Annotated in this window: 12 protein-coding genes; 6 read left to right on the plus strand and 6 right to left on the minus strand. The window is 72.0% G+C overall.

The annotated features are described in order from the left end of the window. Positions 1 to 3 precede the first annotated feature (3 nt). The gene (locus FHS08_RS08000; protein WP_167037684.1) at positions 4 to 1,161 is read left to right on the plus strand and encodes a glycosyltransferase; all 1,158 of its coding nucleotides are present in this window, start codon (positions 4 to 6) and stop codon (positions 1,159 to 1,161) included. 7 nt (positions 1,162 to 1,168) lie between these two features. On the opposite strand, the gene FHS08_RS08005 is transcribed toward FHS08_RS08000, so the two are convergent. From FHS08_RS08005 to FHS08_RS08025, 5 genes are read right to left on the minus strand one after another with little or no spacing between them, the layout of a single operon-like run. Further along, complete coding sequence (locus FHS08_RS08005) at positions 1,169 to 4,438, minus strand: galactose-binding domain-containing protein (protein WP_167037687.1); 3,270 nt, start codon at positions 4,436 to 4,438, stop codon at positions 1,169 to 1,171. Positions 4,439 to 4,450: 12 nt separating this feature from the next. After that, positions 4,451 to 5,269, minus strand: a complete 819-nt coding sequence (locus FHS08_RS08010; protein ID WP_167037690.1) for an ABC transporter permease — start codon at positions 5,267 to 5,269, stop codon at positions 4,451 to 4,453. Between the two features lie 8 nt (positions 5,270 to 5,277). Further along, positions 5,278 to 6,270, minus strand: a complete 993-nt coding sequence (locus tag FHS08_RS08015) for a glycosyltransferase (protein WP_167037693.1) — start codon at positions 6,268 to 6,270, stop codon at positions 5,278 to 5,280. Continuing rightward, positions 6,267 to 7,502 carry an ATP-binding cassette domain-containing protein gene (locus FHS08_RS17270; protein WP_167034302.1) on the minus strand — a complete coding sequence of 412 codons (1,236 nt, stop codon included), beginning with the start codon at positions 7,500 to 7,502 and terminating at the stop codon, positions 6,267 to 6,269. The genes FHS08_RS08015 and FHS08_RS17270 overlap by 4 nt, the downstream gene beginning before the upstream one ends. 17 nt (positions 7,503 to 7,519) lie before the next feature. Then, a complete protein-coding gene (locus FHS08_RS08025) occupies positions 7,520 to 8,629 on the minus strand; it encodes a glycosyltransferase family 4 protein (protein ID WP_167037696.1) in 1,110 nt (369 codons plus the stop codon). A 107-nt stretch (positions 8,630 to 8,736) separates the two neighbouring features. Between FHS08_RS08025 and FHS08_RS08030 the strand changes: the two genes are divergently transcribed. The 4 genes from FHS08_RS08030 to FHS08_RS17275 are packed head-to-tail and all read left to right on the plus strand — an operon-like array spanning position 8,737 to position 13,331. Beyond that, positions 8,737 to 9,807 (plus strand): glycosyltransferase family 4 protein, encoded by a 1,071-nt coding sequence (locus FHS08_RS08030; protein WP_341800362.1) that lies wholly within the window; start codon positions 8,737 to 8,739, stop codon positions 9,805 to 9,807. After that, positions 9,804 to 10,805: a DUF6492 family protein gene (locus FHS08_RS08035; RefSeq protein ID WP_167037702.1), complete on the plus strand. Its 1,002-nt coding sequence runs from the start codon at positions 9,804 to 9,806 to the stop codon at positions 10,803 to 10,805. Before FHS08_RS08030 ends, FHS08_RS08035 begins: the two co-directional genes overlap by 4 nt. A 31-nt stretch (positions 10,806 to 10,836) precedes the next feature. After that, complete coding sequence (locus tag FHS08_RS08040; RefSeq protein WP_167037704.1) at positions 10,837 to 12,177, plus strand: O-antigen ligase family protein; 1,341 nt, start codon at positions 10,837 to 10,839, stop codon at positions 12,175 to 12,177. Further along, positions 12,174 to 13,331 (plus strand): glycosyltransferase, encoded by a 1,158-nt coding sequence (locus FHS08_RS17275; RefSeq protein WP_167037707.1) that lies wholly within the window; start codon positions 12,174 to 12,176, stop codon positions 13,329 to 13,331. The genes FHS08_RS08040 and FHS08_RS17275 overlap by 4 nt, the downstream gene beginning before the upstream one ends. Here the strand turns inward: FHS08_RS17275 and FHS08_RS08050 are convergent. After that, complete coding sequence (locus FHS08_RS08050) at positions 13,328 to 13,948, minus strand: arsenate reductase/protein-tyrosine-phosphatase family protein (RefSeq protein ID WP_167037710.1); 621 nt, start codon at positions 13,946 to 13,948, stop codon at positions 13,328 to 13,330. The genes FHS08_RS17275 and FHS08_RS08050 overlap by 4 nt on opposite strands. Before the next feature lie 96 nt (positions 13,949 to 14,044). Here FHS08_RS08050 and FHS08_RS08055 point away from each other — a divergent pair, with 96 nt between their 5' ends. Next, positions 14,045 to 15,982 (plus strand): glycosyltransferase, encoded by a 1,938-nt coding sequence (locus FHS08_RS08055; RefSeq protein ID WP_167037713.1) that lies wholly within the window; start codon positions 14,045 to 14,047, stop codon positions 15,980 to 15,982. Position 15,983: the final 1 nt, after the last annotated feature.

Consider the following 15,983-nt stretch of genomic DNA (forward strand, 5'->3'; position numbering starts at 1 on the left):
GACGTGAGGATCGCCCTCGCGACCAGCTCCTACCCTCCGTACTTCGGCGGGGTCGAGGAGCATGTGCGCAACGTCGCGCGCCAGCTGACCGCGCGGGGCCACGAGGTCGTCGTGTGGACGGTCGCGCGCGACGGCAGGTTCGCCGTGCGCGAAGTGGACGGCATCGAGGTGTGGGACCTTCCCGCGCCGCTTCCGTCGCGCTCGGCGGCCGGGGTGCTGCGGTTCCTCGTGCGCCTGCCCCGCGCCGTTCTCGCATGGCTGCGGGCGGCGCGCTCGGCGCGACCCGAGGTCATCCACGTGCACTGCTTCGGGCCGAACGGCACGTACGCGCGCCTCCTGGCCGGTCTGGGGCGCACGCCGCTCGTCCTGACGGCTCACGGGGAGACCCTCATGGACGACGGCGGCGTCTTCGACTCCTCCGCGCTCGCCCGGGCATCCCTGCGTGCGGCGCTGACGGATGCCGCAGCGGTGACGGCGTGCTCGCAGGTCGTCGTCGTCGACCTCGAGCAGCGCTTCGGGCTCGCGCCCGGCCGCGGCCGGATCGTCTGGAACGGCATCGACCCCGACGAGCCGATCGGCGAGAAGCCCGCGGGAGTCCCCGAGCGCTACATCGCAGCGATCGGTCGTCTCGTGCCGCTGAAGGGCTTCGATCTCCTCGTCGACGCCTTCGCCGCCGCGGACCTGCCCGAAGAGTGCGCGCTCGTGATCGGTGGCGGCGGCACCGAGGCGGAGGCGCTGCGTGCGAGGGCGATCGAGCTGGGCGTCTCGGATCGCGTCATCCTCCCCGGCCGCCTCGATCGCCCCTCGGTCTCCGCGCTGCTGAGCGGCGCGGCCGTGTCGGTGATGCCGAGTCGCTTCGAGGCGTTCGGGATCGCCGCGCTCGAGGCGTGGCGCGCGGGCGTGCCGCTCCTCGCGACGACGCGCGGCGGGCCCCCGGAGTTCGTCACCGACGGTCAGGACGGTCTGCTCCGCGATCCCGAGGACACGCCCGCCTTCGCGCGGGCGCTGACCGAGCTCCTGGCAGACCGTGAGGCGGCCGCCCGACTCGCTCAGAACGGGCACGCACGGATCGCCGCCTTCACGTGGGAAGCCACGGCATCCGGCTACGAGTCGATCTACCGCGACGTCTCCAGACCCCCCGTGGCCGCCGCTCGCGCCTAGCCCCGCGTCACGGTGCGGGCGCCCACGCCGAGATCGCCGCGATCGTGGCGACGTAGTCCGTCTCGGTCTGCAGGCCCATGAACGGCGGCGGCAGGCCGCCGGCGAACCCCGTGAAGTTGACGTCGAGGACGCGGATGCCGCGCACCCGCGTCCACGGCACCTCTACCCGCACGGCGGTCGCGACGACCGGCTCGAACGAGAAGAGCACGACGCGATCCCAGAACTGGTCCTTCTGCTCCGCGACGACCCGCCACTGGCCGTCGGCCGTGCGCACCGACACGGTGTAGTCCCGCAGTCCCGCCTCGCAGCAGACGATGTTCCCCGTGGCCACGGCGATGCGGTCGAGCGTCGTCGGCGCGTCGAGCGCCACCTCGACCGTCGGCGTCTCGTCGAGCCCGCCGTCGGCGAGTCGCCCCGAGCGCCAGGGCCGGTACGGGTTGACGGTCCCGGACGTCACGATCTGCGGGTCGGCGTCGACGTGCGTCGAGCTGGCGGTCACGTGTCGAGCCTCGAGAAGGTCGTCGCCGAACGCCTCGACGGGCTCGATGCCGATCGTCGTGCCCGCCGGCGCGAGGATGAAGCGGGGGCTTCCCGCGAGGGTGATCTCGGCGCGGCCGTCGCGCAGGGGAAGGGTCTGGCGCGCGCCGTACTGGTCGACGATCGTGAGCGCCTCCGCCGCGCCGTCGGCGGTGACGACGGCATCGACGCGCATCTCGTCGGTCCACGCCGCGACCATGTCGGTCCTGCCGCTGAAGCGCATCGCGTACGCGAAGGGGATGCCGGTCGCCACGAGCTCTCCGGGATCGCGGTCTGCGAGGAGGCGTGAGACGGAGGCGAAGGCGAGTCCGCCCGGCTTGACGTACGAGCCGTCCTGGATGAGCGACCAGCTGAGACCGTTCTCGCCCCACCCGCCCTCGCTGTAGAAGTACGTCCATCCGGCGATCCGCTCGTGCGAGTACCAGAGGAGCTTGCGCGCGACATCCGATCCCTGAGCCCAGTACGCCGCGGCGCCGTCGGAGGTCCAGCCCGATTCGGTGTCCCAGATCGGGAGCCGTCCGCAGTCTTCGCCGAGGGCGGCACGGAGCTCGGCGTATCCGCCGCCGTCGGCCGCGAAGCCCTCCTCCTCCCACGAGCGGTTCCAGCCCGTGTAAGGATGCACCGCGACGGCGTCGATGTGGGAGCACACACCCGTCTCTGCGGAGTCGCGCCACCATTCGGGGTCGAACCCGAGCGTGTTCCCGCCCAGCACGATCGCATCGGGGTTCGCCGCGTGCACGGCATCCGCGAAGGGGATCTCGGCGAGGGTCGCGAAGTCGGACGGCGTCTCGAACACGGCGTTGGGCTCGTTCCACGCCGACCATAGCGTGATCTCGGGGGCGTTGCGCTCGAACGCCTCGGCGATGACCCCGACCCACCCGCCCCACGTCCCCGCGTCGATGGCGGCCCACTCGCCCTCGCCGCTTCTGCCGACCTGCACGACGAGGTCGACGCCCTCGCGCCTCGCGAGGGCGGCTGCCGCCGCGATGTCGGCGAAGCCCGCGGCCTCGGGGTCGGTCGGCTCGACGCCGTCTTCGCCCGTGTCGGATCCGGGGAGCGCGAACCAGTCGACGCCGTCCGCCGAGGGTGTGGCGGCGGGATCGGGAACGAGCGAGCTGAAGTCGAGCTGGATGCGGTGGCTGCCCACGCCGAGCGTCGCGGCCAGCTGTGCGCCGCGCAGTGGTCCCGCGCCGCCCCAGTCAGCGCCGTCCGGGAGCTCGGCGAGGTCGAGCGGGGCGTCCTCCGCGCCGACGGAATACCTCAGGCAGGATCCGGAGAGGATCGCGCCGCTGCCCCGATCGACGAGCGCGAGACTGACCTCGTAGGCGCCGGGTCGCGCCTCGGGCAGCTCGAGCGGCGTCTCGCCGCCGCCGATCGGCGGCTCGACCGTCCGCTCCTCCTGGAGGACGGGGGAGGGCGAGAGCGGGTCGCCGCGCACCGTGTAGCGCACGTCGACGCTCACGTCGGGTGCGCCCTGCCGCTGACCCCATCCGGTCTCGGTGCGAAGGAACACGGCGGGCTCGTCGGGCGCGTCGAAGTGGTCGAACTCGCGATGCGTCACGGCACCGATGCCGACGCCGAGGCGCGCGAGGATCGGCTCGTTCGAGGCGTTGAGGGCGGAGGGGATCGTGAGCGCCGACCTCATCTCGTCGGAGGTGAGCGTGAGCACGCGGTCCACGCCGTCTCCTCGGGTCAGCACCCAGTACGTCCCGTCGTGCTCGGCGAGCCCGCCGGTCTCCCACAGGTCCAGGCCCGCCGCGCCGTCTGTCCACAGCCCCCTGCGGATGCCCGCCGCGTCGAGCCACTCGATGCCCGTGGCGCTCGCGAGGAGGAAGCCGTCGCCGTCGGGCCCCGGCGCCACGCCCCGGATGCCCTGGATCGTCGGCGTGGTCCCGGCGGCGGCATCCTCCCCGTCCGTGCGGAACGGGACCTGGAGCAGGAGCGCCCCCGTGGAGGCGTCCGCGACCTGGAGGGACAGCGCGCCCTCGTCGCCGGGAACGGCGGACATCCCCGCGACCGACGTGCGACCGAACGGTGCCTGCACGGCGTCGGGGAGCCCCGTCCGCTCGCCGAGGTAGGTCCCGTCCTGACGGAAGGCGTGGATCGTGTGCTCGCCTTCGCCCACGAGGAGCGCGGGGGACCCCTCGAGATCGTCGACCAGGATGACGTCGTGCAGGTCGAGCGGGTGACCCGTCGTCTCGGCGCTCGCGGGCACGGGATAGTCCGCACTGTGCCGGCCGTCCTGCGAGAACGCGGTGAGAAGACGCCTGCCTTCGTACGAGTCGATCGCCCAGATCGTGCCGTCGTCGGCGACGGCGGCGGCGCCGTTCGTGTGGGCGGGCTGGGACCTGTCCCGCTCGAAGTCGTACGACGAAGTTCCGAGATACGTCCCCGCGTGGTCGTATCGCACGTTCACCGTCTCGCCGTCATCGCCCTCGTGCGAGATGATCACGCTGTCTGCCGTCACGGCGATGCCCTGCCCGCCCCCGCCGTCGACTTCGAGATCCCAGCCGCGCGTCTGCGCCTCCTCGGCGTCGCTCGGACGGTCGGCGACGATCTGCGAGATCAGCGGTCCGGGGAATCCGCACACGCCCGTCTCGGCGGTGACGCTGCTCGAGCGGGGTCCGAGCCCGCTCGCCGCGGGCGGATCGTGGCGCGGCCAGACCGCGATGGCGGTCGCCGTGACCGCGACGACGGCGACCGTGGCAGCGCCCGCTGCGAGCCATCCCCCTCGCCGCATGCGGGCCCCCGATCAGATGACGTCTGCGAACCCACGCTCCATCGCCTGGAAGACAATGATGCCTCCTGCGAACGTGAGAAGCGACACGACCGGCAGCGCGATGAGCTGCCACGCGGGCGGCAGGCCCTCGCCGAGCAGCGACCAGCGGAAGGCCTCCATCAGCCACGTGAGCGGATTGATGTTGAAGATCCACAGCAGATGCGCGTCGACGGCCTCGAGGGAGTACGCGATCGGCGTCGCGTAGAGCAGGATCTGAAGGATCCACGGCAGCATGTAGGTCACATCGCGGTACTTGACGGTCAGGGCCGACGCGGCGATGGCGATGCCGGACGCCATCAGGATCGTCACGACGACCCACACGGGGATGAGCAGGATGGCCCATCCCGGGTTCACCCCGAAGACGAACAGCAGCACGACGAAGAGCGCGAAGCCGACGAAGAAGTCGAGCATCACGGAGATGATCGTCGACAGCGGCACGAGCATCCGCGGGAAGTAGACCTTCGCGACGAGCGCCTGATTCGACACGAGCGATCCCGCGCCGCGCCCGATGATGCCGTTGAACAGGTTCCAGGCGAGCATTCCGGCGAGCGTGAAGATGAAGTACGGCACGTTGCCGCTGGGCAGGTTCGCCACCTGGCCGAACACGATCGCGAAGATGCCGGCGGACGCGAGTGGCTGGATGAGCACCCACGCGACACCCACGGCCGTCTGCCGGTAGCGCAGCAGGATGTCGCGCTTGCCGAACTGATAGAGCACTTCGCGGGCGTTCCACAGCTCGCGCGCGGGTGGCAGCGAGAGCGCGCGGGGCGGGAGGATGACCGTTCGCAGCATGATGGGACCTAGCCTCGGGGGGTTTCCGGAGAGCCGACGGAGGCGGCGGGGACGGATGGCGTCGCCCGCGTGGGCGAGCCGGCGGCGCGGGGCGGGTAGGCGCGGGGGGACCGCGACTCTCGCGAGAACCCGGCGGATACCGCGAGCGAGTGGATGAGCCGCAGCTCCTGCTCGAACCGGGCGGGGTCGGATCCGTGCCGACGCCGGTGGACCCACAGGCGCACGCGCCGACGCGCCGTGCGCAGCGCGGGACGGGGCATCGTCTCGCCGAGCCAGTGGTAGGCGAAGTACGCCTCCGACAGACCCTTCTGCTGAGCCGTCCGGCGCCAGTAGTCGGGACCGAGTCGCGTCGCGTCGGGGTGGTGGACGACCTCGGCGTCCGCCACGACGTCGATGCGCGCGCCCTGCGCCCGGATCATCGACTCGAAGAGCGTCTCCTCGCCGAACGCCGTCCCGGCGACGCCTGCGCCGAGCCGTTGGTCCCAGACGCCGAGCCCCAGCAGGTCGCGATGCAGCGCCATGCCGGCGCCCACGAGCCGCACGGCATCCCCCGGCAGATTCGCCTCCGCGAGCCAGCCCCTCAGGAGAGGGGAGGCGATGTCGTCGAACTCGGGGCCGAGCCGCACGGGCGCCGCCGTCGCGTCGAGCTCTCCGGCGAGGATGGGCGCGGCCATCCGCCCCGGCCACGACGGGGCGAACTCGACGTCGTCGTCGGTGAAGACGAGGACGTCCCCCCGCGCCTGGATGCATCCGACCGTGCGCGCGAGCGACAGGCCCGGCAGCGCCGCACGGACGACCCGGATGCCGTCGCCGGCCAGCTCGGAGAGAGATCCCTCGGGGGAGTTGTCGACGACGACGGCCTCGGACACGGCGCGCTGGTCGCGCAGCGCCGCCTGCAGGCGTGCGACGAGCCCCGGCATCCGGTCGCTGCGCCCCGTCGTGCACACGACGAGGCTCGCCGACACGAGGGCACGCCCGGGGTCGGTCGAGGCGGCTGTCACGGTGTGCGCTCTCGATAGCTGAAGTCGGGGAAGATGATTCCCGATTCGGTCGCGTCCGGCGCCGACGCGTGCTCGTACGGCGGGTGAGGGAGCACCTCGAAGGATGCCGCGCCCTCCCACGCATCGAGGATCGCGTTCTCGCCCGATCGGCATGCGAACACGTCGACCGAGTAGCGGCCCGGCTTGAACCAGGGCTGCGTGACGGTGAGGGTGATGTCGTGCGGCGACGACGGGTCGAACCACAGACCCGTGACCCGCGAGTCGCACTGTGCGATGACGGTGCCGTTGAGATCGCTGATGTGGCAGGAGATGAAATAGGCGCCCGGCAGGCTCGGCTGGCTGTCCATCGAGATCTGGACGGTCCTGGGCGCCGCAGGCTCCGAGTAGGACTCGGGGACCTCGACCGCACGGATGCGGATCTCGCCTGTGCCGGGGCGGTTCTCCGGAGAGGACTGCGCCTCCGCCCACGTGTCGAAGCTCTCGCGGTAGCGGGTCAGCGCGTCGTCGACGGTTCCCTGGAGGACGAGGCGTCCGTGCTGGAGGTAGAGCGCCGACGTGCACAGCGCGCGCACGGTCTGGGCCTGGTGGCTGACGAACAGGACCGTCCTGCCGGACTTGGCGACCTCGCGCATCTTGGCGAGCGACTTCTGCTGGAACTCGGCGTCGCCGACGGCGAGCACCTCGTCGATCGCGAGGATCTCGGTCTCGAGGTGCGCGGCCACGGCGAAGGCGAGCCGCACGTACATGCCCGACGAGTAGCGCTTGACGGGGGTGTCGAGGAACTTCTCGACCCCGGAGAAGTCCACGATCTGATCGAACTGGACGGCGATCTCCTTGCGACGCATCCCCAGGAGCGCGCCGTTGAGGAAGATGTTCTCACGCCCCGTCAGCTCGGGGTGGAAGCCCGTCCCGACCTCGAGAAGGCTGCCCACGCGGCCGTCGAGCTCGAGCCGGCCGCGCGTGGGCGCCGTGATCCTGGTGAGGACCTTGAGCAGCGTCGACTTCCCTGCGCCGTTGCGGCCGATGATGCCGACCGCCTCGCCCCACGGGATCTCGAAGTCGAGGTCGTGCAGCGCGTCGAACGTCGTCGTCTTCTCGCGTGCCCCGCCCCGACGGAACTGCTGCGAGACCGCCTCGACGAGGGTCGACGCGCGAGCTTCGGTCGATGCGATCCTGTACGTCTTGCCGAGGCCGATGGCACGGATCGCGATGGCCTGAGAGCCGTTCCCCACGTTAACCCTTCCCCACGCTAAGACGATACACGCGGTGAGGGGGCCCGATCCTCGGCGTGGAGGGTGCGCAGCCACGCGTCGATGGGGGCGACCGCGGCCGCCCAGGTGAGCTCGCGCAGGGCGAATGACCGCGCAGGAGCCGGGGCGGGTTCGAGCCCTCTGCGCGCGAGTCGCTCGGCGATCCACGCGGCCCATTCGTCGGGGTCTGCGCTGACGAAGGCCGGCGCCTCCTCGAATGCGTTCGCCCCGTCGGGCGTCGCGATGACGGCGGCGCCCGTCGCGAGCGACTCGGCGAACTTCACGGCCGCGCCGACGCCTTCCAGCACGGGGACCGCGACGACGGTCGCCTTCGCCGCGAACGCCGCGAGGTCGGCGACGCGCCCGACGGAGGTCATGCCCTCCGGCAGCGACGACGGATCCTCGACGCCCGACCCGGCGACGAGGGCGAGCGCGTCCGGCGTGCGCAGGCGGACGCGGGGCCACACCTCCGTCGCGAACCAGTGCAGCCCCCTCGCGTTGGGGGTCCACGACCACGAGCCGAACATGGCCACGACGGGCCGCTCCCGGGAGTAGGGCGCGGCAGGCCACTCGTCGGGGTCGACTCCCAGCGGCGCGGCGAACGTCTTGTCCGCGGCGTCCGGGTGCGCCTCGACGAGTCGGCGGCGCTCCTGCTCGGAGCAGGTCGTGAGCATCGTGCTGTTCGCGATCGCCCGCCTCTCCTGCAGGAAGGCGGCCTCGGCCTCCGCCGGGCGGCCGTGATCGGCATGCCACCGGCTCATGACGTTGTGCACGTCGGTCAGGACGGGGGCGCGCAGCGCTTCGCGCGCGGGAAGCAGCCACGAGGACTCGACGTGCGAGACGACGATGGCGTCCCACTCCTCTGTCGCGATCCGGCTGCGCAGCCGCACCGCGATCGAGGGGACGAACCGGCCGAAGACCTCGAGCTTCGGACGCCGCACGGCGGCGATGCGGCGGATGCTCGTGTCGTCCTGGCTGGACTGCGGCGCGAGGACGGTGACCTCGTGCCCGAGCCTGACGAGCTCGCGGATCTGGTGGAACTGTCGCCGCTGCCCGCCTTGACCGTTGCGATCGGGCACCTCAGCGCTGATCCAGAGAAGTCGTGACATCCCCCGCCTTCCCCAGAAAGTCCCCCGGCTAGAGTAGCCCAACGGGATGCCGCGATCCGACGGCGTCCTGGCGTACCGCGACGTGCAGGTGGTCAATGAACAGGCTGGTGATCGCCACGTCGGCGAGCGCGGTCCCGATGGGCGCGCAGGTGTATGAGGAGCAGGTCGCGTCGCGTGCCGCCGACGCGCTGAGCTCCACGGGCGGATCGTGGCGAGTCGATCGGTTCATCGCCCGCTCGCTGCGCTCCACGCTGCCCGGCACCGCCCGCGTCCCCGTCGGACGGCTCGCCCGCGCGGGACGCCGCGAGCGCGCGGTGCTGGGCCGGCTCCTGTACCCGGGCGGAGTGCTCGTCCACAGGATGGACCTGGGGCTTCCGCCTGCGCGGGCCGAGGTGCTGACGATGCACGACACGGTCGCCTGGCGCTTCCCGGACGAGGGTGCGCGCATCGCGAGCGCCGGAGACGAGCTGCGCGAGGCCGCCGCCGTCATCTGCGTCTCCCAGCACACGGCGGAGGACGTCGCCGAGATGTTCGGGGTCGAGCGCCTCCATGTCGCCCACCTCGGCATCGACGAGCGCTTCGACGGCGCCGAGCCGCTGTCGATGACGGAGCGCGAGTCGCTGGGCATCACGGGCCGCTACGTCCTGCACGCGGGCGGAGCGACCCAGCGCAAGAACCTCGAGGGGCTCGCGGGCGCCTGGGAGCGACTGCAGGATGCCGTTCCCGACGTCACGCTCGTGCTCTCGGGCCCGCCGCATCCGCGGCGCGACGGCCTCTTCCGCGAGCTCCCGCGCGCCCTGCGGGTCGGCAGGCTTCCCGGCGGGATGCTGCCGCGGCTCATGGCTGGGGCGTCCGCCGTCGTCGTCCCGTCCCTCTACGAGGGCTTCGGGCTTCCCGTGCTCGAGGCGATGGCGGCGGGGGCGCCGGTCGTCGCCGCTCGCACCAGCTCCCTGCCCGAGATCGCGGGCGGAGCGGCGATCCTGGTCGATCCGACGCCCGACAGCATCGCCGAGGGCGTCCGCTATGCGCTGTCTGCGGAGTTCGACCGCGACGCCGCCGTCGCTGCGGGTCGCGCACGCGCCGCGGAGTTCACGTGGGAGCGCAGCCTGCGCATCCACGCGGACGTCTGGAGGGCGGCGTCGGGAGGCGATCGGCCCGCTGGTAGCCTCATCGCGTGACGACCGAAGACGCGCGTGCCATCTCCCTCGTCGCGGTGATCCGCAGGGATCCGAACCGACCTGTCTCCGACATCGACCGCTTCCTGGCGCTCGCCGTGCCGTCGTTCGAGCGATTCCTCGGCGACGGGCTCGTCGAGGAGCTCGTGGTCATCACTCCCGAGCGCGACGTCGCCGAGGCGACGAGGCGGATACCGCCCGCGCTCGGCATCCCCGTGCGCGTCGTCGACGAGAAGGACGTCATCCCGCACCTCGACCACGACGCCGCGGGATGGATGAAGCAGCAGGTGATCAAGCTCGCGGCTCCCGCGGTCGTGCGCACGCCGTGGTTCATCACGCTCGACGCCGACGTCGTGGCGGCACGGCCCGTCGACCGCGAGTTCCTCCTCCCCGGCGGGCGGGCGCTGTGGCAGCAGGAGTCCGCCGGTGCGCACATGGACTGGTGGCGCAACAGTGCACGCGTGCTGCGCAGCGGGCTCGTCATCGATTCCGACCAGCCCGTGTTCGGCGTCACGCCGGCCATCATGCACGCGCCCTCGCTCGTCGCCCTCGGCGAGCGGATCGAGCGCGAGCACCCCGGGATGCACTGGACGCGCACCCTGATGGACCTCGCCGACGAGGGGTGGACCGAGTACACGCTGTACTGGACCCACGTCCTCGACACGGGCGCGGCAGACGCGCTGTACACCGCCAGCGGAGACGGCGATCGCCCGTACTCGCTGAACGGATCGGTCTGGGTGGGCGATCACCTCTCGTCGCGCGCGCTGCGCGACCAGCTGGCCGACGTGTTCTCGCCCGACGCCCCCCACGCCTTCTTCGTGTTCCAGAGCAATCTGGACCGTCCGCTCGCCGAGACGGTCGCTCTCGTGCGGCCTCTGCTCGGCGGACACGGTCCGACACGGGCCGAGAAGCGGCTCTGGGCGCGGCGTGCGCGCACGCATCGCGCGCGGTCGGTCCTGCTCACGTGGCGTGCTCGCCTGCGCCGCCTGATTCGCGGGTGAGACTCCCAGCGGGCACCCCTAACATGTACGCATGGGGATGACGCACGCGGTGACGCGTGTGAGGGCGGCGCTGCCGTTGACCGTGGGGCTGATCGCGCTCGCGGTCGTCGGGGCGGTCGTCGGAGTGCTCACGGCGCGCGACTCGTCCATCGCGGTCCCCGCAGCGGTCGGGGTCCTGGTCGTCGGCATCGCGGCGACCGACCTCACCCTCGTCCCCATGCTCGCGGTCCCGGCGACCCTCGTCATGGTGCGCGTCGGCGGCGCCCTGAGCGTGAGCGACGTCGTGCTGGCGCTCGCGACGGCGGTCTCCCTGCTGCTGATCAAGGCCAAGGACATGCGTCCCATGCAGCCGCTGATCTGGGCGGGCATCATCTATCTCGCTTCGGCGATCCCCGTGCAGATCCTCTACGCGTACCCCGAGAACATCGTCGAGTGGGCGCACGAGGTCGTGCTCGTCCTCGGAAGCATGATCGTCGGCTTCGCGATCGGACGCACGGGCAAGGCACGGGCGGCGATGGGCATCTATGCGCTGGCCTGCATCGGGATCGCCATCGCGGCCATGATCGCGACCGTCGTATCGCTCGCGCAGTACGGCGTGCTCTCTCCCGCGTACCTTCCGTACCTGCACAAGAACACGATCGGCGGCATGCTCGCCATCGCCGCCGTCGTCGCGTTCGCGAGACCCGTGTGGCTCGGGTGGAGCCGACGGTGGTCCTACACGGTCCTGGCGATCTGCAGTCTGGGGATGCTCGCTGCCCAGTCGAGGCAGGGGCTCGTCGGCGCCGTCATCGGCGTGCTCTTCATCGCTCTGCGGCCGCGTCCGCAGAGCGGAAAGCGGTCGCGCTGGATCTGGCTCTCGACGATTCCCGTCGGCATCTACGTGATCAGCCAGGTGGTCGATCAGCTCGCGTCCGACAACACCTTCAATTCGGCCCACCAGCGCCTGACCTGGTACGAGGACACCTTCAACGTGTGGATCACCTCGCCCGTGTTCGGGGTCGGGCTGCGGTGGTGGTACACCGATCGGTTCACCGCGAGGTTCCAGCCCCCCAACGTCGAGCTCGAAGTGCTCTCGTCGGTGGGGGTCGTGGGGCTGATCGGCTTCCTCCTGATGTTCGCCGTCGCCCTGTGGGCCCTCATCAAGATGGACCCCGTGTACGGCACCGTCGGCGCCGCGGTCGTGCTCACGAGGTTCGCGCAGGCGCAGTTCGACCTCTACTGGGTGGCCGGCCAGGCCTCGCTGCTGTGGATCATCGCGGGCATCTGCTACGGCGTCCAGGCTCACGATCGCGCCGCTCAGGCGAGCGGGCGGATGCCGGAACACAGACGAATCGCCTCGTCGACGAGGCGAGCGAGGGGGGCTCCCGCGTGACGACGCCGGTCTACCATGTCATCACGCCCGGAGACCACTACTCTCCACGGACCGGCTCCGCCGTTCCGACCGTCGTGCACGGGCTCGCCACGGCGGCACGCGACGGCGACGGCGATCCGCGGTACCGGCATGCGGTCGTGCTCCAGGCCGACACCTACCGTCCTCGCTACGACTCGGCCGACCTCGTCGAGTTCGACGGGGTCCCCGCGCCGTCCGCACGCGAGCGCTACCTCGACGCCGCTCTCGGCCGCGTGGGCGGCCCGCGGCGCAACGCCGCCCGGTACTTCCAGCCCGCGGTGTCGAGCCTCCTGCGCCAGCCGGCCGGGATCGTGCTCGCGCACAACGCGACGGTCGTCCCTTGGCTGCTGCGCGACAGCGACCACGTGCCCGTCCTCTACGCGCACAACGACATCCTCCGCACCTACACGCGACGTGAGTCGGCGCGCTCGCTCTCGTCGGCCGCGCTCATCGTCGCCGTGAGCGAGTCGCTCGCGGCGCAGCTGAAGGAGCACCTGCCGACGTCGCTCCACGACCGTGTGCGCATCGTGGGCAACGGCGTCGACACCGCTGCGTTCACTCCCGCGCCGCCCAGGCAGGACGGTCCGCTGCGCGTCATGTTCTTCGGCCGGGCGATCCCCGAGAAGGGCGCCGACATCCTGCTCACTGCGGCAGCGGGCGTCGAGCGCAGCGACGTCGAGTACGTGATCATCGGCAGCCACGGCTTCGACCCGAAAGCGCCCCTGAGCCCGTTCGAGACGCGGCTGAGGGAGCTCGCGAGCAGTGTTCGCGGGACCGTGCGGTTCGAGGCGTTCGTCGAACGGCCCGCCCTCCCAGGGCTGCTCCGGTCCGCCGACATGCTCGTCCTGCCCTCCCGTTGGCCGGACCCCTGCCCGCTCACCGTCGGGGAGGCGCTTGCGAGCGGCGTCCCCGTCATCGCCTCGAGACGGGGCGGCATCCCCGAAGCGCTCGGCGATGCCGGGATCCTCTTCGACCCGGACCGGCCGGAGGAGCTCACCGCCGCGATCTCCTCGCTCGCGGGCGATCCCGTACGGCGCCGCGAACTCGGCGCCGCGGGGCGCGCGCGAGCCGAGGACCACGACTGGGCATGGGCGTGGGGTCTGCTCGCGAAGGAGCTCGACGGTCTCGCGGTCTAGCCTCGAGAAGCCCTGCGGGACGCGCGCGTGCCGACGCCGGGGGAGTTGATCCAGCGCACGAGCGCGGCGGCGTGCTCCTCGAGCTCGTCCGCCATGGCGATCCAGGCGGGCGCCGGGCTCGCGATCGGGTCGAACGTGTCGTCCTGCGTGCTGATGCCCAGCAGGTCGGCCGGGGGCCGGTCCGCGGCCGCCTCGTCAAGCCACGGTCCGAGAGCGCGCCCCGCCCCCCGGGGATGCGCCGCCGCCCAGCGGTCGAACTGCTTGACCGTGAACACACGGGGGGCGAGCGCGGGGTGAGCGGCGACGATGTCGCGTGCGTGCTGCCGCTCCATCGTCAGGATGAGATCGAACGAGTCGAGATCGACGTCGTCGATCCGGCGGCTGCGGTGGCGCTCCAGGGCGAGCCCGCGCTGTTCGGCGACGCGCAGCCCCGTCGAGGGAACCCGTTCCCCCGCGGCGCGGAAGCCCGCCGACGCGACCAGGAGCGGTCGCGACCCTGTCGCTCTCCGTGCGATGTGCTCGGCGAACGGGGAGCGGCACTGGTTCGCCGTGCACACGTAGAGAACCCGAGGCGTCGCGGCCTCGCGCGCGGCTCGACGCGTGCTTGGTAGTCGCATCCACTGGATTCTACGGGCGCCGCGGCGCGGCATCCTCGTGCGTCTAGAGTGTCGTACGGGGAACATGCTTTGGGGAGGGCTGTGAAAGTCTTGCGCGTGGCTCACCATGCCGTCGTCTCGGCGTGGCGGGAGCGGGAGCGCGCCTTGCGCGCTCGGGGTCATGACATCGAGCTGCTGTCTGCCCGCAAGTGGGACGAAGGCGGCCGCACCGTGGCGCTCGAGGCGGGCGACGACACGTTCGTGGAGGGCGTGACGACGTTCGGCACGCACCCGAACGGCTTCCTCTTCGCTCCCCGGCCGCTGTGGCGGGCGCTGGGCGAGGAGGTCGACCTGATCGACCTCCACGAGGAGCCCTTCGCGATCGCGACGGCCCAGATCCTGCTCTTCCGGCGCCTGCGCGGCAACAGGGCGCCGTACCTGCTGTACTCGGCGCAGAACATCGAGAAGCGGTATCCCGTGCCGATCCGCTGGTTCGAGCGGTGGGCTCTGCGCGGAGCGGCGGGCGTCTACGTGTGCAACCGCGAGGCGGGCGAGATCCTCGTGCGCAAGGGCCTGCGCGGAGAGGTTCCGCTCATCCCGCTCGGCGTCGACCTCGCTCAGTTCTCGCCCGCGCCGAAGGATGCCGTGTCCTCCGCGGCTGTCGTGGGATACATCGGCCGGCTCGAGCCGCACAAGGGCGTCGACCACCTCCTGCGGGCGATCGCGGGCAGGCCGGACTGGCGGGTGGAGATCACGGGCGACGGCCCGGAGCGCGAGAGCCTGCGCGCGCTGGTCGCCGAGCTCGGGATCGCCGACCGCGTCTCCTTCCTCGGGTTCGCGTCCGGCGGGGAGCTCGCCGAGCGCTACCGCCGGCTCGACGTCATCGCGATCCCGTCCGTGCCGACTCCGCGCTGGCTCGAGCAGTTCTGTCGCGTCGCCGTCGAGGCGATGGCCTCGGGCGTTCCCATCGTCGCGAGCCGCTCCGGGGCCATCCCGGACGTCGTCGGCGACGCGGGCATCCTCGTCGAGCCGGGCCGGTCGGCTCCGCTCGCCGAGGCCCTCGACGCCGCCCTCCAGCCGGACGAGTGGTCGCGGCTGCGCACGCGCGGTCTCGAGCGAGCGCACGAGTTCACCTGGGAACGGGTCGCCGAGCAGCAGGACGAGCTGTACCGCGCCGTCGCGCCGGTCAACGACGGGGGAGCGGCCCGCCGCCCGCAGGTCGTCGCCGTCGCCTACGGCGATCCCGCACTGCTGGACGGCGCGCTGGAGCGACTGGGCTCGGACTTCCCGGTCACGATCGTCGACAACTCGTCGTCGGCCGACGTGAGAGGCATCGCGGAGCGGGTCGGTGCTCACTACGTCGATCCGGGGCGCAACCTCGGGTTCGGGGCCGCCGTGAACCGTGCGCTGGACTCCCTCGCAGAGCGCGGGCTCGCCGGCGATGACGTGCTCCTGCTCAACCCCGATGCGCGCGTCGACCCGAGCGACGTCGACGCGATGCACGAGCGCCTGCACGCGACGGCGCGCACGGCCGCGGTGGGCGCCACCCAGACCGATCCGGGCACGGGCGGCCCCGCGCGCGTATGGTGGCCGTTCCCGCATCCTGCGCGCACGTGGCTCGAGGCGGTCGGCCTCGGCCGGCTGAACCGCGCGCACGGGTTCGCGATCGGGTCGCTGCTCCTCCTGCGTGCCGAGGCGCTCGCGCAGATCGGGCGGTTCGACGAGCGGTTCTTCCTCTACGCCGAGGAGGTCGACTGGCAGAAGCGCGCGATCGACGGCGGCTGGACGATCGCCGTCGAGCCCACGTCGGCGACGCACATCGGCGCGGCCACGGAAGGCGACTCCGATCGCCGGGAGGCGCTGTTCCACGCGAGCGGCGAGAAGTACGTGCGCAAGCACTTCGGACCGCTCGGCTGGCAGGTCCACCGCGGGGGTGTCATCGTCGGTGCCGGGATCCGCGCCGTCGTGCTGCCCCGCGGCCGGCGCGAAGAGGCGGCCAGGCGCCTGCGCCGCTATGTGCGCGGGCCCGTCGCGGCCCTGTCCTCCGAGGAGTAGG

Source organism: Microbacterium ulmi, assembly GCF_011759705.1.
GTDB lineage: Bacteria > Actinomycetota > Actinomycetes > Actinomycetales > Microbacteriaceae > Microbacterium > Microbacterium ulmi.

What these genes read in the sequence shown, in the direction of transcription:
- FHS08_RS08005 (WP_167037687.1), bottom strand. Translation starts at nt 4,438, where the DNA reads ATGCGGCGAGGGGGATGGCTCGCAGCGGGCGCTGCCACGGTCGCCGTC.
- FHS08_RS08010 (WP_167037690.1), bottom strand. Translation starts at nt 5,269, where the DNA reads ATGCTGCGAACGGTCATCCTCCCGCCCCGCGCGCTCTCGCTGCCACCC.
- FHS08_RS08025 (WP_167037696.1), bottom strand. Translation starts at nt 8,629, where the DNA reads ATGTCACGACTTCTCTGGATCAGCGCTGAGGTGCCCGATCGCAACGGT.
- FHS08_RS08040 (WP_167037704.1), top strand. Translation starts at nt 10,837, where the DNA reads ATGGGGATGACGCACGCGGTGACGCGTGTGAGGGCGGCGCTGCCGTTG.
- FHS08_RS08050 (WP_167037710.1), bottom strand. Translation starts at nt 13,948, where the DNA reads ATGCGACTACCAAGCACGCGTCGAGCCGCGCGCGAGGCCGCGACGCCT.